The sequence below is a fragment of the Candidatus Pelagibacter sp. PS_10_02 genome (assembly GCF_059418005.1).
In genome coordinates this window covers 974,398-999,669 of the sequence record NZ_CM182076.1, presented here as the reverse complement: position 1 = coordinate 999,669, position 25,272 = coordinate 974,398, and the positions used below count along the sequence as shown (strand labels likewise).

23 protein-coding genes are annotated in these 25,272 nt (G+C 28.6%); 12 read left to right on the top strand and 11 right to left on the bottom strand.

Annotated features, from left to right (window positions below):
* Window positions 1-73 precede the first annotated feature (73 nt).
* Genes tldD through AC5SL1_RS05475 form a run of 3 tightly spaced genes read left to right on the top strand, consistent with a single transcriptional unit; the run spans window position 74 to window position 3,775 of the window.
* Window positions 74-1,486 carry a metalloprotease TldD gene (gene tldD, locus AC5SL1_RS05485; RefSeq protein WP_271516261.1) on the top strand — a complete coding sequence of 471 codons (1,413 nt, stop codon included), beginning with the start codon at window positions 74-76 and terminating at the stop codon, window positions 1,484-1,486.
* Window positions 1,470-2,810: a TldD/PmbA family protein gene (locus tag AC5SL1_RS05480; RefSeq protein ID WP_494572962.1), complete on the top strand. Its 1,341-nt coding sequence runs from the start codon at window positions 1,470-1,472 to the stop codon at window positions 2,808-2,810. The genes tldD and AC5SL1_RS05480 overlap by 17 nt, the downstream gene beginning before the upstream one ends.
* Window positions 2,807-3,775 carry an NAD(P)/FAD-dependent oxidoreductase gene (locus tag AC5SL1_RS05475; RefSeq protein WP_494599383.1) on the top strand — a complete coding sequence of 323 codons (969 nt, stop codon included), beginning with the start codon at window positions 2,807-2,809 and terminating at the stop codon, window positions 3,773-3,775. Before AC5SL1_RS05480 ends, AC5SL1_RS05475 begins: the two co-directional genes overlap by 4 nt.
* A 6-nt stretch (window positions 3,776-3,781) precedes the next feature.
* On the opposite strand, the gene AC5SL1_RS05470 is transcribed toward AC5SL1_RS05475, so the two are convergent.
* Window positions 3,782-4,465 (bottom strand): DUF6134 family protein, encoded by a 684-nt coding sequence (locus tag AC5SL1_RS05470; protein WP_271516265.1) that lies wholly within the window; start codon window positions 4,463-4,465, stop codon window positions 3,782-3,784.
* A 157-nt stretch (window positions 4,466-4,622) separates the two neighbouring features.
* Here AC5SL1_RS05470 and yczE point away from each other — a divergent pair, with 157 nt between their 5' ends.
* Window positions 4,623-5,273 carry a membrane protein YczE gene (gene yczE / locus AC5SL1_RS05465; protein WP_494586399.1) on the top strand — a complete coding sequence of 217 codons (651 nt, stop codon included), beginning with the start codon at window positions 4,623-4,625 and terminating at the stop codon, window positions 5,271-5,273.
* Here the strand turns inward: yczE and typA are convergent.
* Window positions 5,270-7,096, bottom strand: a complete 1,827-nt coding sequence (gene typA / locus AC5SL1_RS05460; RefSeq protein ID WP_494599382.1) for a translational GTPase TypA — start codon at window positions 7,094-7,096, stop codon at window positions 5,270-5,272. The genes yczE and typA overlap by 4 nt on opposite strands.
* Window positions 7,097-7,291: 195 nt before the next feature.
* Between typA and AC5SL1_RS05455 the strand changes: the two genes are divergently transcribed.
* Entirely contained in the window at window positions 7,292-8,836 is a 1,545-nt protein-coding gene (locus AC5SL1_RS05455) for a DEAD/DEAH box helicase (protein ID WP_494599381.1), read from the top strand.
* Window positions 8,837-9,034: 198 nt separating this feature from the next.
* On the opposite strand, the gene groL is transcribed toward AC5SL1_RS05455, so the two are convergent.
* Together groL and groES are read right to left on the bottom strand one after the other, a co-directional pair.
* Entirely contained in the window at window positions 9,035-10,699 is a 1,665-nt protein-coding gene (gene groL, locus AC5SL1_RS05450) for a chaperonin GroEL (protein ID WP_494599380.1), read from the bottom strand.
* A gap of 24 nt (window positions 10,700-10,723) precedes the next feature.
* On the bottom strand, window positions 10,724-11,014 hold the full coding sequence (gene groES, locus AC5SL1_RS05445; protein ID WP_006997749.1) for a co-chaperone GroES: 291 nt from the start codon (window positions 11,012-11,014) through the stop codon (window positions 10,724-10,726).
* A 123-nt stretch (window positions 11,015-11,137) separates the two neighbouring features.
* Here groES and AC5SL1_RS05440 point away from each other — a divergent pair, with 123 nt between their 5' ends.
* From AC5SL1_RS05440 to AC5SL1_RS05415, 6 genes are read left to right on the top strand one after another with little or no spacing between them, the layout of a single operon-like run.
* Window positions 11,138-11,956, top strand: a complete 819-nt coding sequence (locus tag AC5SL1_RS05440) for a TIGR01459 family HAD-type hydrolase (protein ID WP_494599379.1) — start codon at window positions 11,138-11,140, stop codon at window positions 11,954-11,956.
* Window positions 11,957-11,959: 3 nt separating this feature from the next.
* Complete coding sequence (gene ribF / locus AC5SL1_RS05435; protein ID WP_494599378.1) at window positions 11,960-12,874, top strand: riboflavin biosynthesis protein RibF; 915 nt, start codon at window positions 11,960-11,962, stop codon at window positions 12,872-12,874.
* A 1-nt stretch (window position 12,875) separates the two neighbouring features.
* The gene (gene ileS, locus AC5SL1_RS05430) at window positions 12,876-15,593 is read left to right on the top strand and encodes an isoleucine--tRNA ligase (RefSeq protein WP_494599377.1); all 2,718 of its coding nucleotides are present in this window, start codon (window positions 12,876-12,878) and stop codon (window positions 15,591-15,593) included.
* A 2-nt stretch (window positions 15,594-15,595) separates the two neighbouring features.
* Window positions 15,596-16,096, top strand: coding sequence for a signal peptidase II (lspA, locus tag AC5SL1_RS05425; protein WP_494599376.1), 501 nt, complete (start codon window positions 15,596-15,598; stop codon window positions 16,094-16,096).
* A complete protein-coding gene (locus AC5SL1_RS05420; RefSeq protein WP_494599375.1) occupies window positions 16,083-16,400 on the top strand; it encodes a DUF3035 domain-containing protein in 318 nt (105 codons plus the stop codon). The genes lspA and AC5SL1_RS05420 overlap by 14 nt, the downstream gene beginning before the upstream one ends.
* Window positions 16,400-17,557, top strand: coding sequence for a phosphoglucose isomerase-related protein (locus AC5SL1_RS05415; protein ID WP_494599374.1), 1,158 nt, complete (start codon window positions 16,400-16,402; stop codon window positions 17,555-17,557). Before AC5SL1_RS05420 ends, AC5SL1_RS05415 begins: the two co-directional genes overlap by 1 nt.
* Here the strand turns inward: AC5SL1_RS05415 and rsmD are convergent.
* Window positions 17,549-18,115, bottom strand: a complete 567-nt coding sequence (gene rsmD / locus AC5SL1_RS05410; protein WP_494599373.1) for a 16S rRNA (guanine(966)-N(2))-methyltransferase RsmD — start codon at window positions 18,113-18,115, stop codon at window positions 17,549-17,551. The genes AC5SL1_RS05415 and rsmD overlap by 9 nt on opposite strands.
* On the bottom strand, window positions 18,112-19,377 hold the full coding sequence (gene purD / locus AC5SL1_RS05405; protein WP_494599372.1) for a phosphoribosylamine--glycine ligase: 1,266 nt from the start codon (window positions 19,375-19,377) through the stop codon (window positions 18,112-18,114). The genes rsmD and purD overlap by 4 nt, the downstream gene beginning before the upstream one ends.
* Window positions 19,378-19,398: 21 nt before the next feature.
* Between purD and AC5SL1_RS05400 the strand changes: the two genes are divergently transcribed.
* Window positions 19,399-19,587, top strand: coding sequence for a DUF2093 domain-containing protein (locus AC5SL1_RS05400; RefSeq protein ID WP_494599371.1), 189 nt, complete (start codon window positions 19,399-19,401; stop codon window positions 19,585-19,587).
* 13 nt (window positions 19,588-19,600) lie between these two features.
* On the opposite strand, the gene AC5SL1_RS05395 is transcribed toward AC5SL1_RS05400, so the two are convergent.
* Genes AC5SL1_RS05395 through ubiA form a run of 5 tightly spaced genes read right to left on the bottom strand, consistent with a single transcriptional unit; the run spans window position 19,601 to window position 25,252 of the window.
* Window positions 19,601-20,461, bottom strand: coding sequence for a lysophospholipid acyltransferase family protein (locus AC5SL1_RS05395; RefSeq protein WP_494599370.1), 861 nt, complete (start codon window positions 20,459-20,461; stop codon window positions 19,601-19,603).
* On the bottom strand, window positions 20,458-21,399 hold the full coding sequence (gene lpxK, locus AC5SL1_RS05390; protein ID WP_494599369.1) for a tetraacyldisaccharide 4'-kinase: 942 nt from the start codon (window positions 21,397-21,399) through the stop codon (window positions 20,458-20,460). Before lpxK ends, AC5SL1_RS05395 begins: the two co-directional genes overlap by 4 nt.
* On the bottom strand, window positions 21,396-22,646 hold the full coding sequence (locus tag AC5SL1_RS05385) for a 3-deoxy-D-manno-octulosonic acid transferase (protein WP_494599368.1): 1,251 nt from the start codon (window positions 22,644-22,646) through the stop codon (window positions 21,396-21,398). The genes lpxK and AC5SL1_RS05385 overlap by 4 nt, the downstream gene beginning before the upstream one ends.
* Window positions 22,646-24,388 (bottom strand): ABC transporter ATP-binding protein, encoded by a 1,743-nt coding sequence (locus AC5SL1_RS05380; protein ID WP_494599367.1) that lies wholly within the window; start codon window positions 24,386-24,388, stop codon window positions 22,646-22,648. Before AC5SL1_RS05380 ends, AC5SL1_RS05385 begins: the two co-directional genes overlap by 1 nt.
* Window positions 24,389-25,252 carry a 4-hydroxybenzoate octaprenyltransferase gene (ubiA, locus tag AC5SL1_RS05375; RefSeq protein WP_494599366.1) on the bottom strand — a complete coding sequence of 288 codons (864 nt, stop codon included), beginning with the start codon at window positions 25,250-25,252 and terminating at the stop codon, window positions 24,389-24,391.
* Between the last annotated feature and the right edge of the window lie 20 nt (window positions 25,253-25,272).

The window sequence follows — 25,272 nt, the reverse complement described above, 5'->3', positions numbered from 1 at the left end:
ACATAATCAATCATTTTGTATATGCGTGAAATACGCAGATTGAAAATATAAATATACCTATTATCTATTACATGTGAGTGATTTTTTTACTAAAACAGATTTATCTAGAAAAGATGCAGAAAATATTATTTCTGAGACTTTAAATAATTGTGATGACGGTGAGCTATATTTAGAAAATTCAAAGAGTGAGTCAATTGTACTGGATGATGATAAAATTAAGAGCTCAAGTTATAGCTCTGATTTAGGATATGGTTTAAGAGCAGTTACAGGCGAGGTAGTTGCCTATTCTCATTCTAATGAGATTTCAAGAAATTCGTTAAAGCAGTCTGCTAACAATTTAAGTTCAACTCTTAAATCACAAAAAGGTATTTATAATCATGAAATTCCCAAGACCAATGAAAAACTTTATAAAGATATTAATCCGATAGATGAAAAATCACTTGAATCTAAATTAGAGCTTTTAAAAAAAGTTAATAGTTATACTAGAGCAAAAGGTGGAATAGTTCAGCAGGTCACTGCTAGTTTTGCAGGAGAATATAAATCTATAGAAATCATAAGGTCAGGTGGAGAGGTATTAACTGATGTTAGACCATTAATTCGTTTTAATGTTTCGGTAATGCTTGAGAAAAATGGAAAGAAAGAAACTGGTGTTTATGGAATTGGAGGAAGACAATCCTATGATGAATATTTAAAAGATGACAATTGGAAAAATGTATGTGATGAAGCCTTTAGAATTGCATCAGTAAACCTTGATAGCAAACCAGCCCCCGCAGGAGAGATGAAAGTTGTTTTAGGATCAGGTTGGCCTGCAATATTGATACATGAAGCAATAGGACACGGATTAGAAGGTGACTTTAATAGAAAAAAAACATCTGCATTTCATAACTTAATGGGCCAAAGAGTGGCTAGTGAAGGTGTAACAATTATTGATGACGGAACACTTCATAACAGAAGAGGTAGTCTAACAATTGATGACGAGGGCACACCAACTGAAAAAACAGTATTAATTGAAAATGGAATATTAAAAAATTTTATGCAAGATCGATTAAATGCAAGATTAATGAATACAAGATCTACAGGCAGTGGTAGAAGAGAAAGTTACAAGCATGTTGTCCTTCCAAGAATGAGAAATACCATGATGATGAATGGAAAATATTCTCAAGAGGAAATGATTAAGTCAGTTGATAAGGGAATATTTGCTGTAAGTTTTGGTGGAGGACAAGTTGATATTACTTCAGGAAAATTTGTATTCAATTGCACTGAAGCTTACGAAATTATAAATGGAAAAATAGGTTCTCCTATTAAGGGTGCAACTTTAATTGGTGATGGACCATCTATTTTAAAAGAAGTTTCATTGGTTGGAAATAATATGATGCTTGATCCAGGTATTGGAACATGTGGTAAAGCGGGTCAAGGTGTTCCAGTTGGTGTTGCGCAACCCTCAATCTTAATTGACAAAATGACTGTTGGTGGAACTCAATTATAATATAAATGGTAAAAGATCAGGAATATTTAAAAAAAAAGCCTCATTTTGTATTGATTTAGCTAAAAAGTTAGGTGCTACAGAAAGCAGTGCTGCTGTTATGCACTCTATATCAGAGACAGTTAATTACAGAAATAAAAAGTTAGACGAGTCTGATAGGTCAGACAGCTTAGCTATAAGTTTAACAACTTATATTGGAAAAAAAAAATCTAGCATTACATCATCAAATCTTAATGATGATAATATAGAAACTTTAATTGAGCGATGCATTGAGACAACAAAAATTACACCAGAGGATGAGTATAATTCTTTACCAGACAAAGAATTGCTGGCTGATAAAATTAATGACCTAAACTTATATGATGACGATCATATCGAAAATGATGAAAAAATTGAATATTTAAAAGAAGCCGAAGAAGCAGCACTTCAAAAAAAAGAAATTATTAATACTGAAACAGGTTTTACTGAATCTAAGTCTAATTTTATATTAGCAAATAGTGATGGATTTATAAATGGTTATAAATCTTCATCTTTTTCAGCATCATGTGTTGCTGTTGCCAAAGATGCAAATGACAAAATGGAAAGAGATTATGAATTTACAAGCACTTGTCATTTACAGGATATGATTAGACCTCAACAAATTGGATCAGTTGCTGCAAAAAAAACAATACAGAAATTAAATCCAAAAAAAATAGAAAGTGAAAAAATTAGCATTATCTTTGATAGAAGAATTTCAAAAGGGATATTAGGTGTTTTAGCAAATGCTATATCAGCATCATCTATTGCAAGAGGCACATCTTTCTTGAAAGGTAAAATTGATGAAGAAATATTTTCATCTTCAATCAACATTTATGACAAACCTGATATTGTTAAAGGATTGGGCTCAAGATATTTTGATTCTGAGGGTGTTAAAACTGAAGAATTAAAGTTAGTTGATTGTGGTGTTTTAAAACATTATTTAGTGGACACCTATAATGGAAAAAAATTAAACCTAAAATCTAATGGTAGATCTGGTGGAACAAGTAATTTATTTTTTGAAAAAGGCTCAGTTTCATATAGGGAGCTTTTAAAACTTAATAAAAGAGTATTGTATATTACTGAAACAATTGGTCATGGGAGTAACTTAGTTACAGGAGATTATTCAGTGGGTGCAAATGGTTTTATGATCGAAGATGGAATATTTAAATATCCCGTAAGTGAAATTACTATTGCAGGAAATTTTAAAGATATATTCAAAAATATTACTTTAGCAGATGATCTAGAGTTTAAATATTCAACAAATGCACCAACAATATTAATTGAAGGCATGGTAGTTGCCGGTAAATGAAAGATTTTTGTGTTATTGGTTCAGGCATATCAGGCGCAACAATAGCAAATCATCTAAGTAAAAAATATATTGTAGATGTATATGATAAAGCTAGAGGTGCTGGTGGAAGAGCATCAAATAAAAAATTTAATCTCAAAGAAAGCTTTGATCATGGGGCTCAATATATTTCTCCAAAAAATATCAAATTTAAAAGGTTTGTAGATAATTTAATTTCAAAAAAAATTTTAAAAAAATGGCCTGGTAAACATCTTTTTTTAAAAGAAAATATCAAAGAAAATAAAAAACATATCAAAATAATTGGTAAGAATGGCAATAATGCCATCAGCAAATACCTCTTAAAAGATATTAATTGTTTTTTTAATAGTGAGGTTACCAATATTTTACACAAAAATAGTATTTGGCAGCTTACTTTTAATGATGGTTCTAAGAAATTTTACAAATCAATAATTTTAACATGTCCATTTCCTCAACTAAAAAAATTATCAAAAAAATATATTAAAAATTCTTTTATCAATCAGAAAATTAAAATGGAAGCCAATATAACAATTATGATGGTTGTTAAAAATTTAGGATCAAAAATCAGTAGTTATTTTTTCTCAGACTCAGTTCTAGGGTGGGCTGCTTATGAAAATAGTAAAAAAAGATTTAAGAGCAATTATGATTTATGGACTCTTCAAAGTACTCCTAAATGGGCAAACAAAGTCATTAATAATAATAGAATTAATAAACTACAAAATTCCAAAATATTAATAGACAAATTTTTTAAACTTACAGATTTTAAAAAAAGTAAAATTTTACATTCAAAAAATCATGGATGGAAGTATGCGTTTAATTCAAACCCACTTAAAATAAAAAGTTACTGGAATAGTTCTTTAAGATTGGGTGTATGCGCAGACTGGTTTGTTGGATCAAGACTTGAGTCAGGATGGCTAAGTGCAAAAGATTTATCTCTTAAAATTAAATAATAAATTTTATTTGTAGCTCTTTAATCTATACTCCCAGTTTCCAAGTCTTGAATAAGCAACTTTTACAATCATTGCTTTTTCTCTATCGTACCAAACATCGAAATCTAGTCTTTTATCTTTAGGAATGGTCATATCTTTTGATGTCAATTTAAAGTGGTCGACCTCAATTATACTTCCATATAATTCAATTTTTTCTTTACCTAAAAAATTTACAACCTGTTCTTTTATACTGCCTGATATAGGGCTAATTTGCGACTCTGCTTGTAATATCTGATGGTTCCACCAATTTCCTATTATATTTTTAGTATCTGCAAGACCAATATAAGATGATCCATTAATTTTGAATTTATCTGATTTAGAATCATAAATGAGATTTACAAATTTCTCTCTATCATTCTGTAAAGTCTTTGACTCGTATGATATCAGTTTATCATCTTTATGTTTTTCTACTCCATACCCCTCGAGGTTAAAAACTTCAATACCAAATAGGTTTACTTTAAATTGAATTTGATTTTTAATTATCAATATGTCATCAACTTTTTCAAAAAAATAATAATTATACCCAATCACTTTTCCATCTTTTAAAATTTCCATCTCTATCTTTTTAAAGTCTTTGTAATGAGATGTGTGTGCGTAAAGGTTTGAAGTAAGCACTACCAGTGTAAAAATAAATATTAATAATTTTTTCATTATAAATTAGAATATTAGACCTCTTTTTTTTTGAAGAAAGTCTTTAATTTATAAAATGAGTAAAAAACATTATAATGTTGCTTACACTCCTAAATAAATTTTTGATAACAATAATCTTGTAAATTAGATAAGTATAAAATACATAAAATATTATTGTATGTTTTTATATATTAAAAATATTCCTAAAGTATCATGGAGTTCTGAAAAACCTTTAAATCTCAAACCAAAATTTTCCTCACTTTTTTTTTTAGTGTTTGGTCTTATTTTGTTCGGTTTAGGTGAGGGATTATTAATTGTATCATTTGCAGGAGCTTCACCCTGGAGTGTTCTTGCCCAAGGTATTTCATTAAATGTTAATTTTTCAACAGGAATAATAACTATTTTTGTAAGCATAGGAGTTTTACTTCTTTGGTTACCTTTAAAACAGAAACCTGGAATTGGAACAATTTTGAATGCGATTATTATTGGATTAATGATTGATGTTTGTATTAATTTTGTACCAACTCCAGAAAATTATATTAACCAAGTTCTTTTAGCTATTGCTGCTGTGCTTATCGTTGGGTTGGGTGGTGGTATCTACCTTGTTGCAAATTTAGGAGCAGGGCCAAGAGATGGGCTAATGGTGGGTTTACAAAAAAAAACTAATTTACCAATTGCATTAGTAAGAGGCGCTATTGAAATTACCGTAATGTCTGTAGGTTGGTATCTTGGAGGGATAGTGGGACTTGGAACTTTATTGTTTGCTTTTGGAATAGGACCTGCGGTTGCTTTAGGATTATATCTTGTTGGAAAAATTTTTAGTAATTAAAGAGGTGTCCCAGATTTTTCGTTCTTTTTTCTCTCTGTAGGATTAAGAATAGCTTTTCTCAGTCTAAGAGATTTTGGGGTAATCTCTAAAGCTTCATCGGTATTCAACATACTTAATTGTTCTGCAATTGACATTTGTCTTACTGGAGTAAGTACAACATTTTCGTCAGTTCCTTGAGTTCTCATATTAGTTAATTGTTTACCTTTCATGACATTTATAATCATATCTCCAGGTTTTGGTGCTAAGCCAACAATCATTCCTTCATAAACAGGGTCATTATGTGTAACAAACATTTCACCTCTTGCCTGAAGGTTAAATATTGCAAACGCAACAGCTTTTCCGTTTGCCATTGAAATTAAAGCACCATTTTTTCTGCCATCCATTTCACCTTCAAATTTTCCATAACCATGAAAAATTCTGTTAATTACACCAGTTCCTTTTGTTAAAGTTAAAAATCTACTTGTGTAACCCATCAAGCCTCTTGTTGGTGCATGAAAGATTAATCTTTTTTTATCTTTTCCTGTATCTTTAAGATCAAGTAATTTACCTTTTCTTCTATTCATGGAGTCAATAATCTTTGATGAAAACTCTTCATCTACATCAACAGTAATTTCTTCAATTGGCTCTAATCTGTTACCATTTTCGTCTTTTTGATATAAAACTTTTGGGGGACTTACAGTCATTTCAAAACCTTCACGTCTCATTTGTGTCAGTAGAATTTCAAGCATTAACTCACCTCGACCACTAATTACAAATGCATCAACATTTTTGTTCTGGGAAAAAGAAATTCCAACATTATTTTGTGCTTCAGTAACCAGTCTATCTCTGATTTGAGTACTTGTTAATTTTTTACCTTCTGTTCCAGCTAAAGGTGAACTATTCACACTTATAGTAATAGACATTGTTGGAGGATCTATTGGAGTTGCTGGAATTGGATCGTTTACTTCAAGATCACAAATTGTATCCGCTACGTTAGCTTTTTCTAAACCAGCAATTACTACAATATCTCCTGCTTCACCAACTTCGATGGGTACTTTTTTTGTTCCTTCATATCTAAAAATTTTAGTTAATCTGCCTTCATCAACTTTCTCACCCTTAAGATTTATTGCCTTAATAGGTTGGTTAGCTTTTGCTGTTCCTTGAGATATTTTACCAACTAAACTTCTACCTAAAAAACTATCTGCATATAAAAGAGTAGATAGCATTGCGAAAGGTTTGGTTTTATCAAGTTCAGCAGGTTTAACATGCTCTATAATTAGATCTAATAAAGGATGTAAATTTTCTCTTGGACCATCTACTTCTTTATCTGCCCACCCAGATCTACCACTTGCATACATAACTGGAAAATCTAACTGCTCTTCATTTGCATCTAAACTTACAAATAAATCGAATGTTTCATCTAAAACTTCATCAGCTCTTTGATCTGTTTTATCTAACTTATTTATTACAACTATTGGCTTTAGCCCCTGTTTAAGTGCTTTAGCTAATACGAATTTTGTTTGAGGCATAACACCCTCAGCTGAGTCTATTAATAATAAGGCGCCATCAGCCATACTTAAAACACGTTCAACTTCAGCAGCGAAATCTCTGTGACCTGGAGTATCAATAATATTAATCCTAGTGTTTTGCCAATCTATAGAAGCAGGTTTAGCTAAGATAGTAATTCCTCTTTCTTTTTCTAATTCTCCAGAATCCATCAGCCTTTCATCTACAACTTCATTTTCTCTAAATGAACCACTTTGCTTCATTAAGTTGTCGATCATAGTTGTCTTGCCATGGTCAACGTGAGCGATAATTGTGATGTTTCGAATATTGTTACTCATAATTTGACGCTCTTATACATTAATTGAGTCATTTGAAAACTTAAAAAAAATCAATATTTACTCATTTAAATTAATTATTCTAAAAATTGACTTCTTGTGATTGTTATAAAAACGTATAGATATCCCTATATAAATTAGACGTATTAAAGGATTAAGAGCACATCTCCTTAAATTTTAAAAAATCTAAATACCTAAATGGAAAATTTTAAATTATTAAAAATAGAAGATTCGTTAAAGAATTCATTGGAAAAAATGAAGTTTACGAAACCAACTCCAATTCAGGCAATGGCAATTCCTGTTGCTTTAGAGGGAAAAGATATTTTAGGAACAGCCCAAACAGGAACTGGAAAAACATTGGCATTCAGTATTCCTCTAATAAATAAATTAATATTAGATAAAAATGCATTTGCATTAGTTATGTGTCCAACTAGAGAGCTTGCAACTCAAGTAATGGCTGCAATAAAAAGTATTATTAGCGATAAAATTAATATTAAAACTGCCTTACTTATTGGTGGAGAGGCAATGCAAAAACAACTTAGGCAACTAAGTAATAGATCAAGAATAATAGTTGGAACTCCTGGAAGAATTAATGACCACTTAAAAAGGAAAAGCTTAAATTTATCAGCTACCAAATATCTAGTATTAGATGAAACTGATAGAATGTTAGATATGGGTTTTACCCCTCAAATAGAATTAATTTTAAAATTTGTTCCAAAAGATCATCAAACTTTATTATTTTCTGCAACACTACCTCAGAATATTGTTAGAATTTCTGAAAGATATCTAAATAAGCCTGAAAGAATTTCAACAGGGTCAACATCAGTACCAATCGCAAAAATTAAGCAAGAAACTCTTCAGGTTTTTAAAGAAAATAAATATGATCAACTAGTAGACCAATTTATAGCGAGAAAAGGATCAATTTTAGTTTTTGTTAAAACTAAAAGAGGTGCTGATAAAATGGTTAAGCGTCTTAAAGAAGAGGGCCATTCAGCTGATGCTATTCATGGAGATCTTCGTCAAAGTAAAAGAGACCGTGTAATTAATTCATTTAGAAAAGGTCTTAAAAGAATATTAATAGCAACTGATGTTGCTGCAAGAGGACTGGATATTCCTTTAATCCAGCACGTTATTAATTTTGATCTTCCACAAGTTCCAGAAGATTACGTTCACAGAATTGGAAGAACTGCTAGAGCTGGAACAGAAGGTTCTGCTTTAACTTTTTTAACACCTGATGATAGATCGATGTGGAATGAAATTAGTAAATTAATTGATCCAAATTTTAAACCTTCACCACGTGGTGCAAGAGGAGACTCAAGAGGAAAAAAAAGAGGAAAAGCTCCTTACAATAAAAAAAGAAAATTTAGAGATGAAAAAAAATTTTTTAGTAAAGGAAGACCTGATAGATCATCAAGAGATGGAGAGAAAAAAAGTTTCGGTTACAAAGGAAAATCTAGTTTTGGTGACAAGTCAAAACCATCTGGTTACGGAAGACCTGATAGATCATCAAGAGATGGAGAGAAAAAAAGTTTCGGTTACAAAGGAAAATCTAGTTTTGGTGACAAGTCAAAACCATCTGGTTTTACAAATAACCCAAAATATTTTGGAAAAAAACCATCTGAAAGTTTAGGATCAAGCACAAAAAAGAAAGACTTTACTTTTAAAGGTAAAAAAAAGTTTAAGAGTAGAAGTGATAGACCTAAAAGTTTTACTTTTAAAAAACATAGTCAAAAAAGAACCTAATTTTAAGATTTTTTAGTCTTTTCTTTTTTTTGTTTTCTTTTCTCTTTCAAGCTTAATTTTGGCTTTTTCGCAGTACTTGAATCTTTAAATGATTTTCCGCTGTATCTTTTTGACATATCTTAATCTTATAACAGCTTAATAAAAAAAAAGGCCACCTAAAAAGATGGCCTTTTATAAATTTATTTAGAAAGAGTGGGATTACATGCCCATTCCACCCATACCACCCATGCCGCCCATTCCACCAGGCATTCCACCAGGCATTCCACCAGCACCAGCATCTTTGTCATCTGGTTTATCAGCAATCATGGCTTCAGTAGTTACAAGTAATCCAGCAATCGAAGCTGCATCTTGTAAAGCTGTTCTTACAACTTTAACAGGATCGATGATACCTTTAGTAAACATATCAACGTACTCTTCGTTCTGAGCATCGTAACCCATATTCTTTTTATTCTGTTCAAGTAATTTTCCAACTACAACTGAACCATCTACTCCAGCATTTAAAGTTATTTGTCTAATTGGAGCCTGTAAAGCTTTAGCTACTAATGCAACACCAGCTTTTTGGTCATCACCCTTAACTTTAAGTGACTCTAGACTTTGTGAAGCGTATAAAAGGGCACAACCACCACCAACTACTATACCTTCTTCAGCAGCAGCTCTAGTTGCGTTAAGAGCATCTTCAACTCTATCTTTTCTTTCTTTAACTTCTACTTCAGTTGCACCACCAACTTTGATTACAGCAACTCCACCAGCAAGTTTAGCTAGTCTTTCTTGAAGTTTTTCTCTGTCGTAATCAGAAGTTGTTTCACCTACTTGTTGTTTGATTTGTGCACATCTAGCTTCAATTTCAGTTTTCTTACCATTGCCGCTAATAATTGTACTGTTATCTTTATCAACTTTAACTCTCTTACAAGATCCAAGATCTGTAAGTTTAACGTTTTCAAGTTTAACACCAATATCTTCAGAGATAACCTGACCACCAGTTAAAATTGCAATATCATCAAGCATTGATTTTCTTCTATCACCAAAACCTGGAGCTTTAACAGCAACAACTTTTAAACCACCTCTAAGTTTATTTACAACAAGAGTGGCAAGAGCTTCGCCCTCAACATCTTCTGAAATAATCATTAGTGGTCTACCAGCTTGCACAACGGCTTCTAAAAGTGGAACCATTGGTTGTAAGTTAGTTAATTTCTTTTCATGCAAAAGAATGAAAGGGTTTTCTAACTCTGTAGTCATTTTATCTGCATTTGTAATAAAGTATGGCGACAGATAACCTCTATCAAATTGCATACCTTCAACAACGTCTAACTCAGTTTCAACTCCTTTAGCTTCTTCAACAGTGATTACACCTTCATTGCCAACTTTTTGCATTGCTTTTGCAATCATGTTACCAATTTCTTTATCACCATTAGCTGAAATAGTTCCAACTTGAGCAATTTCATCAGTGTCTTTAACTTTTTTTGCTGAAGAAATTAAACTTGCTTTAACATGATCTACGGCCGCATCTATTCCTCTTTTAACATCCATTGGGTTCATGCCAGCAGTAACATATTTTACACCCTCTTTAATAATCGCTTGAGCTAAAATAGTTGCTGTAGTTGTTCCATCACCAGCTTCCTCATTTGTTTTGCTAGCAACTTCTTTGACCATTTGAGCACCCATGTTTTCAAATTTATCCTCTAGATCGATTTCTTTAGCAACAGAGACACCATCTTTAGTAATTCTTGGAGCACCATAAGATTTGTCGATAACAACATTTCTACCTTTTGGTCCAAGAGTAACTTTCACAGTATTTGCAAGGATATCAACACCTCTTATCATTGCCGCTCTTGCTTCAGAGTCGAATTTTATAATTTTAGCCATTTTTATTTTTCTCCTTTAATTTAATTATTTTCCCGAAATACCCATAATGTCAGATTCTTTCATTATGCTGTATTCTTTGCCATCTATTTTGATTTCAGTTCCTGACCATTTGCCAAAAAGAACTTTGTCACCAACTTTCACATCCATTGGAATTAATTTTCCATCTTCAGTTTTTGCACCGCCGCCAACAGCAATTACTTTACCTTCTTGAGGTTTTTCTTGAGCTGTATCAGGGATAATTATTCCTCCAGCAGTTTTTTCACTGCTGTCTAAGACTTCTATTAGAACTCTATCGTGTAACGGTTTAAATTTCATAAATTCTCCTTTTATTGTGCGACTCATATAGCTATTAGGCTAACTATTTCAAGGTTTGGTAAAAAAAATATGTAGGTCAAAAAACGAGAGAAATTGTGATTTTAATAAGCTATACCTCCCATTATGGCTAAAAATTTAGATAAAGAGGGATTGAGTTCAATTATTGAGAATTATGATATTTTTTATATTGATTTGTGGGGCGTAGTACATAATGGCATCACCCTTCATAAGGAAGCAGTTAAAACGTTAGAGCAAATTACTAAATCAAAAAAAGATTACGTGCTTTTGACTAATGCACCAAGACCCAATAAGACGGTAAATTCATTTCTAGAAAAGATGGGTATGAGTAAAGAAATAAGAGAAAAAGTTTATTCATCTGGAGAAGCATCGTTAAATTATTTAAAAAAAAATTTATTAGAAGATAAGTTTTATCATGTCGGTCCACCAAGAGATTTTGATTTATTTTTAGACTTTAAAAAAAATAAGACATTAGAAATTGAAGAAAGCAAATATTTGCTTTGTACAGGTTTGTTTGAAGATCAGGGTGACAATTTAAATTTTTATAAAGAACTATTTAAAGATCAGATTAATAAAAAAATGATATGCACAAATCCTGACTTGATTGTAGATAGAGGTCACAAAAGAGAATTGTGTGCAGGATCAGTAGCATTTGTTTTTGAAAAATTGGGTGGTGAGGTTATATATTTTGGAAAACCATTTCCTGAGGTATACAATCAAGCAATTAACAATCAGGGAAAAAAAGTATTATCAATCGGCGATAATTTAAATACTGATATTAAAGGTGCAAATCTTTTAAATTATGACTCTTTAATTATAGCAAATGGTATTCATAAAGATGAAATTAAAAAAGAAGGTATAGATTTGGTTTCAAAGAAATATGAGGTTATTGTAAACTTCATCCAAACAGAATTAAAATGGTAAAATATGAAGCTATATAAAAATTTTAATGTCTCTAATAATCATAAAAATTCAATCATCTTGATTGGAAATTTTGATGGTGTTCACTTGGGACATCAAAAATTATTTAAACAAGCTAATAATTATAAAAAAAAATTTAATTTAAAAATTGGGGTTTTAACTTTTGAACCAATGCCTAAAATGTTTTTTAATAAAGGTTTTAAAAATTTTAGAATTTCAAACATAAACCAAAAAAATATAATTTTAGAAAATCTAGGAGTAGATTTTATTATAACTAAAAAATTTGATAAAAAATTTTCATTAATAAAATCTGATTTTTTTATAAAAGAAATTTTGTCAAAAAAATTGAAAGCAAAATATATATTCGTAAGCGATAACTTTAGGTTTGGCAATAAAAGAGAGGGTAACGTAAAGCAGTTAATAAAAAATGAAAAAAAATATCACTACAAAATAGTCAAACCTCAACCTTTAATTTTAAATAAAAAAATTATCTCATCAACTTATATTAGATCTCTTTTAGAAAAAGGAGATTTAAAAAAAGCTAACAAGTTGTTAAGTAGAAATTGGTCAATTGAAGGAACGGTTCAAAAAGGAAGACAACAAGGAAAAAAGATTGGATTTCCAACATGCAACATAGATATTAAAGATTATGTCATTTCAATGCCCGGTGTTTATGCTGTTAAAGTAAAGCAAAAAAATTCAAATAAATCTCTTAAAGCCATAGCTAATCTTGGATATAGGCCAACTTTTAACCAAAAAAAAATATTATTAGAAGTTCATATTTTTAATTTTTCTGGAAATCTTTATAATAAGCACTTATCAGTGGAGTTCACAAAATTTATAAGAAAAGAAAAAAAGTTCAAAAAAGTTGATCAATTAAAAAAACAAATTCAAAGTGACTTAAAAGTTGCCAAAAGTTAAAATGAGTAAAGAACATATCAATTTACCAAAAACAGCTTTCTCAATGAAAGCTAATTTACAAAATAAAGAGCCAGAAATTTTAGAATATTGGAAAAAAATTGATCTCTATAAAGAGTTAAGAAAATCCAAAAAAGGAAAAGAAAAATTTATTCTTCATGATGGACCACCATATGCAAATGGCAATATTCATATGGGTACTGCTCTAAATAAAATATTAAAAGATATTATTGTTAAATTTCATCAAATGGATGGAAAAGACTCAGTATATGTTCCAGGTTGGGATTGTCATGGACTACCCATCGAATGGAAAATTGAAGAGCAATACAAAAAAAACAAAAAAAACAAAAATGAAGTTCCAATTACTGAATTTAGAAAAGAATGTAGAGAGTTTGCTGAAAAATGGATTGAAGTACACAAAACACAATTTAAAAGATTAGGCGTTGTTGGAGATTGGGACAACCATTATGCAACAATGAGTTTTGAAGCTGAAGCTCAAATTGTAAGAGAATTAGGAAAGTTTTTAAAAGAAGGAAGTTTATATAAAGGCTTTAAGCCTGTTCTTTGGTCAACTGTTGAAAAAACTGCATTGGCTGATGCTGAGGTAGAGTATCAAGATCATAAATCTGATACAATTTATACAGCCTTTCCAGTTGTAAAAACAAATTTAAAAGAACTAGAAGGAGCTCAAATTATAATTTGGACAACAACACCTTGGACCATACCAGCAAATAAGGCTTTAGCTTATAACGAGGCTCTCGATTATCTAATCATTCAATTAAATAATGAAGGTGATTTTAAAGGTAAAAAAATAGTGGTAGCAGAAGCCTTACTAGAGTCTGTTATTAAAGACTGTAATATTAATGACTATAAAGAACTAAAAAAAATTAAGGGAAGTGATTTTAAAGACACAATTTGTAGTCATCCTTTTTTAGCACTTGGTTATAACTATGATGTTCCAATGCTTGAGGCTAGATTTGTTACAACAGAGCAAGGAACAGGAATTGTACACTGTGCGCCAAGTCATGGACCAGACGATTTTAATCTTTGTTTAACTCATGGAATTAAAGCAATAGAGACTGTCGATGGCGATGGAAAATATACTAAGAACCTACCTTTATTTGATGGTATTCACATTTTTAAAGCTAACCCAATTGTAATTGAAAAGTTAAAAGCAGAAAAAAAATTGTTATCTAGTGGAGAATTAATTCATTCATATCCACATTCATGGAGATCGAAAGCACCTCTTGTTCATAGAGCAACTCCTCAATGGTTTATCTCAATGGAAAGCCATGGACTTAGAAAGAAAGCATTAAAAGCTTTAGATGACACTACTTTCTATCCAGATAAAGGAAGAGAGCGGATAAAAGCAATGATTGAGACAAGGCCAGATTGGTGTGTATCAAGACAAAGAGTATGGGGAGTGCCTCTACCAATATTTATTCATAAAACCACCAAAGAAGTTTTGGTTGATGATGAAGTAAACGAAAATATTGCAAGCATCTATGAAAAAGAAGGTTCTGACTGTTGGTTTTCAGACAACCCACAAAGATTTTTGGGCAGCAAGTATAAGGCAGAAGATTATGATAAGATGAGTGATATTGTTGAGGTTTGGTTTGATAGTGGCTGCACTCACTCATTTGTTTTAGAAAAAAGAGAAGATTTGCAATGGCCCGCTTCAATGTATCTTGAAGGTTCTGATCAACATAGGGGTTGGTTTCATTCGTCATTATTAGAGTCTTGTGGAACTAGAGGTAGAGCTCCTTATGAAGCTATTTTATCACATGGATTCGTAGTCGACGGCAAGGGACTTAAAATGTCTAAATCTTTAGGAAATGTAATTGCACCTGAAGATATATTAAAAAAATATGGTGCAGATATTTTAAGAATTTGGGTTGCGTCATCAAATTATGCAGAAGATTTAAGAATAGATTATTCAATTTTAGAACAACATGCAGACTCTTATAGAAAAATTAGAAATACCTTTAGATATTTATTAGGAAATTTAAATGATAATTTTAAAAAAGTAGATTTAGAAAAATTAGATTTGAATGAATTGCCAGAATTAGAGCAATACATCCTTCATAGAGTTTTTGAATTAAATAAAAACTTTAATAATTATTTTAAATCATATGATTTTCACAATCTTTACAAAGAACTATTGAATTTTTGTACTGTAGATTTATCTGCATTTTATTTTGATATCAGAAAAGATGCTTTATATTGTGATAGCAAAGACTCAGATAGAAGAAAAAGTTGTATTATAGTTTTAAATATATTGCTTGAGTCTTTAAGCAAATGGTTTGCGCCAATTTTATCATTTACAACTGAAGAAATTTTCAAATTAATTAATAAAGATGAAAAAAGTATTCATCTTGAAAAATTCATGAAATTTCCAAAATTTTTTGAAAACAATCAATTAAATAAAAAGTGGATTGAATTAAAGAAAATAAGAGATGTTTGTAATGTTAGCATTGAAACAAAAAGAGCAAGTAAAGAAATAGGCTCAAGTTTAGAAGCAAATCTTGTAATAAGTCTTAATAAAAACCTGAAGGAATTAACAAAGGATATTGACATGTCTGAACTTTGTATAACCTCAGCAGTAGAAATTATTGAAAGCACAAACAATGACACAACTGTGCAAACCAAAAAAGCAGTAGGAGAAAAATGTGTTGTTTGCTGGAAAATTATTAAAAATGGCTGTCTTAGACATAAAAATTAAAAATGATGCAAGTCAATAAAAAGAAACTATTTTATTGTGGAATAATAATTTTAACTATTTTTTTGCTAGATAGGTTTACAAAATTATATGTTTTAAGCTTAGCCGAAATACACAATCATGTAGATATTTTTATAACATCTTTTTTCAACATATATCTAGTTTGGAATAAAGGAATAGCATTTGGATTGTTAAACTTTGAGCAAAGCCAAATATATAACTTAATTACAGGATTGATTGTAATAATTTCCATTGTTATTTTATTCATCATTATAAAAACAAAAGATATAAGGGTTTACTTTTTTTCCTTTATATTTGGAGGTGCAATTAGCAACTTATTTGATAGGTTATATTACTCTGCAGTACCAGATTTCATTGACTTTCATGTAAATAATTTTCATTGGTTTATTTTTAATGTGGCAGATATTTTTATTTCTTTTGGGGTAATTTGCCTTATTTTAGTAGAAATAATTTTAGATAAACATTTAAAAAATGAAAATAAATAATATAATTTTAATTCTTTTAGTTGCACTAGTTGGACTTTCTTGTCAGTCAATCAAAGATGGACTTAGTGGTAAAAAATCTGAAAATAGTGATGAGTTTTTGGTTCAAAAAAAAAGTCCACTAGTTTTACCACCAAAATTTTTAGAGCTACCACAACCAAAAGATAAAGATGAAGAAAATATACAATTAGAGGAAGAGATAGATATAGAAAAAATTTTAAGCATTAAAAGTCAAACTATTAGTGAAACAAATAAATCAAATAAAACGGCAGAGGATTTTGTATTAAAAAATATTAAGAATAATTAATGCTAACTAAGAATATTAATTTTAAAAATTTTAAAAAATTCAAAAAAAACAAGATAGTTAAAAATCTTTTTAACAAACTATTAAAAAATCAGCCTTCATTTTTAGAAACATTAAAACCAAATTATAAATATAGTTATTCAAAAAAAACACTTGTTAAGTATAAAAAATTTTCCAATATAAGAATTATTGGTATGGGAGGATCAATACTTGGTTCAGAAGCAATTCATAGTTTTCTAAAAAAAAAAATTAAAAAAAATTTTTATTTTGTAAATGATTTAAAAAATAGTGAAAATTATTTAAAAAATAAAAAAATTAATTTAAATTTAATTATATCCAAATCTGGAAACACTTTAGAAACAATAGTAAATTCAAATACATTAATAAAAAATAAAGATCACAATATCATAATTACCGAGGATAAAAAAAGTTACCTAACTAACCTGGTGGGGCAATTAAAATCTGAAATATTTGAGCATAAGAATTATATAGGTGGAAGATATTCTGTACTGTCAGAAGTTGGAATGCTGCCTGCTGAATTAATGAATTTAAACGAAAATAAATTTAAACAGTTTAATAATATTATTAAAAATAAAATTTTTATTAATAATCTCATTAATAACGTAGTAGCAACCTTGCATTTTATTAATAATGGTAAATTTGCGTCTATAATTTTGAATTATGATGAACAATCAGAAAATTTATTTAAATGGTACCAACAGTTAATAGCTGAAAGTTTAGGTAAAAAATCAAAAGGGCTGTTGCCTGTTGTATCATCCATGCCAAAAGATAATCATAGTCTAATGCAACTTTATTTAGATGGTCCCAAAAAAAGTTTTTATACATTTTTTAATACTTTAGATAACAAAGATGTAAAAATAGATAATAATAATATTTTATCTAGCCATAGATATTTAAAAAATCAATCAATACAAAAAATTAAACACTCCCAAATGCTTGCTAGTGAAAAAGTTTTTAATAAAAGAAAAATTCCATTTAGAAGTTTTAAAGTTTTAAAACGAGATGAAAAATCACTAGGTGAACTTTTTTGTTTTTTTATTTTGGAAACAATTTTACTAGGAAGATCTTTAAACGTTAATCCTTTTGATCAACCCTCTGTTGAATTAATAAAAAAAGAAACAAAAAAAATATTAATCTAATTTATTAGCAAAGATAATTTTTGAAATACCATAAATTTTACTTATTATGATTTTGAACTCTTTAGGAAATAAGTCTTTTTCCTTTTTATGCCTATGAATTATTATTACCCCATTCTCTTTTAATAAATTTAATTTGATGATTTTATTTAGAATATCTGGCACTTTTTTTTCTTTATAAGGAGGATCAATAAATATTATATCATATTTTTTGTTTAAATATTTAAACGTATTTTCTAAAAAAATATTCTTTTCAATAACTTCTGAAAAATTTTCTTGCTTCATGCTACTTATGTTTTCTTTTAATATAATTAATGCTTCTTTATAATTCTCAAAAAAAGTAACTGATTGAGCTCCTCTAGATAAACACTCGAGACCAAATGAACCCACACCAGCAAATAAATCAAGTACATTTGCATTTTCAAGCTTACAATCTAATAACTTTGAATGTTTAATTAAATTGAAAATTGACTCTTTAGTTAAATCCTTAAGAGGTCTTGTTAATTGATTTTTAGGGGATAAAATTTTTTTACCTTTGAGGTTACCTGAAATAATTCTCATTCATTAATTACTTTATATCCAATATCTTTCCTAAAAAAACCACTATTCCAATTTAGTGCTTTAATATGACTGTATATTCTATTTCTACTTTCCTTAAAGCTAGAAGATAAACTTACAAAGTTAATAACTCTACCACCGTTAGAATATATTTTATCATTAATTTTTTTTGTGCCTGCATGATAAATGAAGTCTCCCTTATTTAAATTAAGTTTATCAAAATTTTCAATCAATATGTTTTTATTATACTCATTAGGATAACCTTTTGAGCAAAGCACAATACATAAACTTTTCTGGTCATGCCATTCTACTTTCAAACTACTTAAGTTTTCATTACAGCATGCTTCTATAATTTCTAAAAAATCTGTTTTCAATTTTGGTAAAATAGTTTGGCACTCCGGATCTCCCATTCTAACATTATATTCTATTAAAAATGGTTCTCCATCAACTATCATCAATCCTGCATACAAAAATCCTTTGTAATTAGAACCCATATCTTTTAATGCATTAATTGTTGGCTTTATTATTTTTGTTAAAATTTTTTTTTCAAGTTTTTTATTAATTAATCGTGATGGAGAATAAGCCCCCATGCCTCCAGTATTACTCCCTTTGTCACCTTCAAGTACTCTTTTATGATCTTGTGCTGTTTCAAAATTTTTAATTTCTTTACCATCACTAATTACAAAAAAACTCATTTCTTCACCCTTGAGAAATTCTTCAATTAATAAATTTGTAGCTACTCCAAATTTTCCATTAAATATTTCTTCTATAGCAATATTGCCTTCACTCTTATTTTCACAAATATAAACACCTTTTCCAGATGCAAGTCCGTCTGCTTTAACTACAATTGGAAATGAGGTTTTATTTAAAAATGTAATAGCCTCACTAGAATTTTTAAAAACACCAAACTTAGCAGTAGGAATTTTATAAGTTTCACAGATTTTTTTAGTAAATATCTTAGAGCCCTCAAGCTGAGATGATATTCTGTCAGGACCAAAAATATTTATTTTTGTGTTTTTGAAAAAATCAACTATTCCATCAACTAATGGTTTTTCAGGACCAACTATAATTAATTTTATTTTATTAGAAAGTGAAAACTCTTTAATTCTAATAAAATCAGAAATATCTATTTCAATATTTTCTGCTAGTTCAGATGTGCCAGCATTTCCTGGAAAACAATAAATTTTGTTTACTTTTGAGGATTTTTTAATTTCTTTACATATTGCATGTTCTCTTCCACCGCTTCCAATTATTCCAACATTCATGTAAGAATATATAAACTAAAAATGAGTAAAAAATTAGCTAAAATAAGATATTTACCAAATAATTTTGAAGTTATTGAAGAGGGCGATCATGTAATTTGTGCAGTATCTGGCAAGAAGATTGATCTAAATACTTTGAATTATTGGAATGTAGATTTGCAAGAACCATATTATTCGTACGTTGAGGCAGCAAAAAAAAGAGAAAGTGAATAAATTTAAAGAATTCTTATTTCCATCGATTATGAGACCAAATCCATTGTTCAGGATTTTTTAAAATCATTTTTTCTAACAAACTGTTTAAGTTTAAAGTAATCGACTCAATTGTTTCATCACCTGAAAAATTTATTGGATCATGTATAGTAATTTGGAAATTTGTGCCCTGTATTCTTTCAATATAAACAGGGATTATTTTGCATTTAAATTTTTTAACAAATTGTGCAGGAATTGTAGTTGTAAAACATTCATCATTAAATAATTTAGCCTTAATACCTTGAGAAACTCTTTGATCAATCATGAGCGCTATAGAAGTTTTCTGTTTGAAAAATCTAAGCAATTTTTTAGTACCTGAAATTCCTTTTTTGATTTGATTTTTACAAATATATTTTTTTCTAACTCTCTCCATTATATAGTTAAGAAATTTATTATTAAGTGGTCTATAAATTGCTGCCAGGTTAATTCCTGACTTTTCAATATGTAGAGCCATTAATTCAAAGTTATTGAAATGTCCTGAAACAAATATGACAGGATCATTATCTTTCTTAATTTTTTCAAGCACATCTTGACCTTTAACTTTTATATTATTGTTAAATTTGGGCCCTCTAAAATTTTTTATAAAAACGTATTCAGCAAGTATTCTTCCATAATTTCCCCACATCTTTTTTGAAATTTTATCTAATTCCTTGGGACTTAAATGTGGAAGTGCTTTAAGAATATTTGATTTAATTAAATTTTTAGATCTAAAAAATGGCCCAAAACTTGATGCAATTTTATTAGAGATAAATGAAGCAATTTTAAGCCCCAAAATTCTAAATAAAAGAAGAAGTGTTATTATAATTATAAATTGAAAAAAATATTTTATTAATTTCATATATATTTTTTTAAATGATCTATTAGCCTATCTTCATTCTTGATATCCAGCTCTACTTTTAAATATCTAATATCATTGCTATCGATTGATTTAATCTTAATATAATCTTTCTCAGTAGTTAATATCTTTAAGTTAAGTTTTCTTGCCTGATTTTTTATTTGGTCAATATCCTTATGAGTATAATTGTAATGATCAGGAAAAAACATTTCTTTAGCTATCTTAATATTATTATTGATTAATGTTTGTTTAAAACTATCAGGATTACCTATGCCTGAAAAAACAATATATTCATCGTTAATATTAAATTCTTTAATATTTATAGCTTTATAGTTGGTCTCAAATATTTCAATATTAGCATTATAACTTTTTAATAGTAACTTTAGTTTAGAGTTATCTATCTCATTTCCATTAATAAAAGCCATGTCGTACTTTGAAATACTATTTATTTTTTCTCTTAAGGGTCCAGCAGGAATTAAAAAACCATTTCCAATTAATTTTAAGTCATTGAAGCAAACAATTTTTAGATCATAATTTATTGAGCTATCTTGTAGACCATCATCAAAAATTGCCACATCTTTGTTGTCTAGAATTGCTTTATTAAGTCCATCAATTCTATTTTTTTCACAGTAAAGTATAGTTTTTTCAGATAGCATTTTTTGCTCATCATAATGGCTTTTGTAAAACTTTTTTATAGTGCAAGCATTAACGTCAAGTTTATTTAAAATTTGATAAATTTTTATTGTCAATGGTGTTTTTGCTGTGCCACCTACATATATATTTCCTACACAAATTTTTTTAGGCCTATGATCTTCTTTTTTATCTTTTTTTTTATTTAAGAGAAAATTATTTAAAATTAGAGGAAAAGTTAGTGGCAACAAAATGTATGACAATAAATTTGGACGTTGATAGTCCCAAAATTTTGGTTTTTTAAATTTCATTTTTTCTTTATATAAAAGTTTATCTCATTTAAGGTTGAGTTTAAAATTTTAGAACTAAGATTTTTTATTTTTAATTGAAGTTTTTTAGAGTTGCTTTTATTGTTCAGTATCTTATTAACTTTAAGAGTTAACTGATTGGGCGTGATAACTTTATGTGATGCTCCATTAGCTTTTAAAAGGTTATAAATTTCTTTAAAATTCCATATATTGGGACCATGTAATATTTGGCACCCATACTTTGCTGCCTCCAAAGGATTTTGCCCTCCATGTTTAATAATTGAGCCTCCTAAAAAAACAGTTTTACTAATCTTAAAAAAGGATTGGGTTTGTCCAAAAGTATTTACTAGGTATATATCTGTTTTTTTATCAATCTTTTTTTTAGAGTCGTGCAAGTGAATTTTTAAATTCATTTCCTTTATATCTTGGAGAATTCTTTTAACTCTATGAATATGTCTTGGTATTATAATTGTTAATAAGTTTTTATACTTAATTTTAAGTTTTTTATGTGTATTTGCACATATCTTTTCTTCAACTCCATGTGTACTAGATGCACACCATATTTTTTTTGTTAAAAAGAATTTATTTAAATTATTACTTAATTCACTTGTAGCTTGTTTGCTTTGAATAAATTTTAAATTACCAAAATATGAAATTTTTTTTGCACCAAGTAATCTTAAATAATTCTTTGACGCTAAGCTTGATGATATGCACATGTCAAAATTTTGAAATATCGTTTTAGCAGAGGAAGAAAAAAACTTCCATTTCTTAAAAGATTTCTCAGTTATTCTTGCGTTAATTAACATTAATGATATTGATTTTTTTTTTATATTTGTAAGCATATTTGGCCATATTTCAGAGTCTATAAATATTGCAATAGATGGATCCCAATATTCTAAAAATTTGTGAGCATTATAGTTTGTATCTATTGGAAAAAATTGATGGATAGTTTTTTTTAATTTTAATTTTGATAAAATCTTAGAGGAACTTAGAGTGTTTGAAGTTACTAAAATTTGTTTTATTTTATTATTTTTTTCTAGTTTTTCTATTAGAGGAACCACACTTAATATTTCCCCAACACTTGCACCATGAAACCATATCAAATTCCCTTTAGCCTTTTTTTTTGAAAAAAAACCTAGCTTTTCTCTAAATCTTGATGGATCTTCTTTTTTTTGTAATAATCTTATTATTACAATTATAGGCGATAAAATAAAAATTAAATTTATTAGAATCCTGTAAAAAAAAAACATTAAATTTTCTTAATTTGTTTTTCGTAGAAGTTTTTATAAACCTTTGAGTTTGAGAGTAGTTGTTCGTGATTTCCTTCATCAACAACTCTCCCTGAGTCAATTACATAAATTTTATCTGAATTTAAAATTGTTGATAATCTGTGGGCTATCACTATTGTTGTTCTATCTTTAGTTAAGAAATTTATAGCATCTTGAATTTTATTTTCAGTTTCTGCATCTAGTGATGATGTGGCTTCATCCAATAAAATAATTTGACTTTTTTTCAGCATTGCTCTTGCTATTGAAAGTCTTTGTTTTTCTCCACCAGATAATCTAGTTCCATTTTCGCCAATAATAGTTTCATACTTATTTGGAAGTTTTTCTATAAATTCACTTGCAAAAGAATATTTTGCTGCTTCCTCAATTTCTTTTTGACTTGCATTTAGGTTTGCATAAGCAATATTATTTCTAATTGTATCATCAAATAAAGTAGTATCTTGACTAACTAGTGAAATATTTTTCCTTAAAGATTGTATGGTACATTTATAGATAGATTGATTATCTATCTGTATATCTCCTGAAATTGTATCATAGAACCTTGGAATTAAATTTAAAATTGTTGATTTACCAGCCCCACTATGACCAACAATTGAAGTCATTTTTCCACCTAGCATTTTTATACTTACTGAATTTAAGGTTCTGATTTCTTTTTCTTTTTCATACTTGAAAGATACATTTTTAAATTCAATATTACCTGTCTCAACTTTTATTTCAGAGCTATCTTTGTTTTGAATAAGTTCAGATTTTTCGTCAATAACAGGCAAAATTCTTTTTGCAGCTGAAAGCCCTTGGCTAATTGTTATATTCAATGTAGCAAGTGATCTAACCGGTTGATATGCTAGCATCATTGCTGCAAGAAAAGAGAAAAAATTATTTATATCAATCTCATTCTTTAAAACTAACTTTCCAGAATAAAAAATTAAAACTGCTATCATAATACCTGTTAAAGTTTCCATTATTGGTGATGATCTAACGTAGACAGTTGCAATTTTTACACTTTTTTCTTTAACATCATTTATGAATCTTTCTGCTCTTATTTTTTCATATTTTTCCTGTTGAAATATTTTAATAAGTTTATGATTTTTAAAAAGTTCAATTAAATATGTATTAAGAATTCCAGCTCTTAACATTTGTTCTGTTGCAACCTTACCTATTCTTTTACCTAAGGTTCTTGCTGCAAAAGTTGCTAAAGGTATCATTATAATTGCCACCAAAGAAAGCTTCCAATTTTGAAAAAACATTACAATCAATAATCCGATTAAAGTTAAACTATCTTTAAAAATATTTAAAACTGCAGTGCTGATTAAGTTGGTAATATGACCTACATCATTAGTTATATTGGATATAAATTTTCCAGTATGCTTTCCATCAATTAATTTTGTGTCAGCCTCAACCAAGTTATTTAACATGTCACATTGAAGGTCTTTTCTTACCTCTTCTGAAACACCTATCATAAGAACTTTTGCTACATACAGTGAAAAGCCCTTTATTGCAAAAGCAGCAATAATGAAAATTGGAATGATTATTATCAAAGCTTGATCTTTTTCAATAAATATTTTTTTTATTGCTGGATCTAAAAGATAGGCAATGGCTGAAGTACTACCAGCCACAAGTAAGGCAAAAAATACAGACAATATTATTTTATTAATATATTTTTTTGTATAATCAAAAAAAAGTCTTTTTATAATATCAATTTTATTCATTTAAAGTTTTCCAATCAAAATATTACATAAAACTATAGCGCCAAAAAAATTATTACTTTTAAAAATTTTCAAACAAGTTTTTGGATCTTGATGATTAAAATTATATATTTGAAAAAAAAATAAATGTGCAGCTGAGATAAGAATAAAAAAATAAGACATTGAATTAAGCTTCATAATAAAACTTACTAAAATTAAAGAAATTAAAAAGAGCAAATAACATGTTGTTAAAAATAATTTTGGTTTTTTTTTAAATTTTATTGAAGTTGATTTTACACCTATAATTTCATCATCTTTAATATCTTGAAACCCATAAATCGTGTCATATCCCAGTGTCCAAAATATGGCTCCAAAATAAAAGATAATAGCTACAGCGTTTATTTCCCCTTGTATTGCTGTCCATCCAAGAACCAAACCATAATTGAATGTTATTCCTAAAAATAGTTGAGGCCAATAAGTAAACCTTTTCATCAATGGATAAGTAAATGCTAAAGGCATAGAACCAAGTGCTAGAATAATTGTTAAATTATTAAAATTAATTAAAACTAAAAAAGCTATCGAACATAAAATAATAGTATAGAGCAATCCCAATTTAACAGAGATATTACCTGAAGCGATAGGTCTATTTTTAGTTCTCTCTACTTTTTTATCAAATTCTTTATCAGAAATATCATTTACAATGCAGCCTGCAGAACGCATTAGAACTGATCCCATAAAAAATAAAAATAAATAAAAAAAATAATTATGGAGTGAATTTGAAAAATCATAGGCAAGTGTTAAACCCCATGCACAAGGCCAAAATAATAGCATAAAACCAATAGGCTTTTTTAATCTAGTTAATTCGATAAAGAGATTTAATTGCTTCATAATATTTTACTTGTAAATAA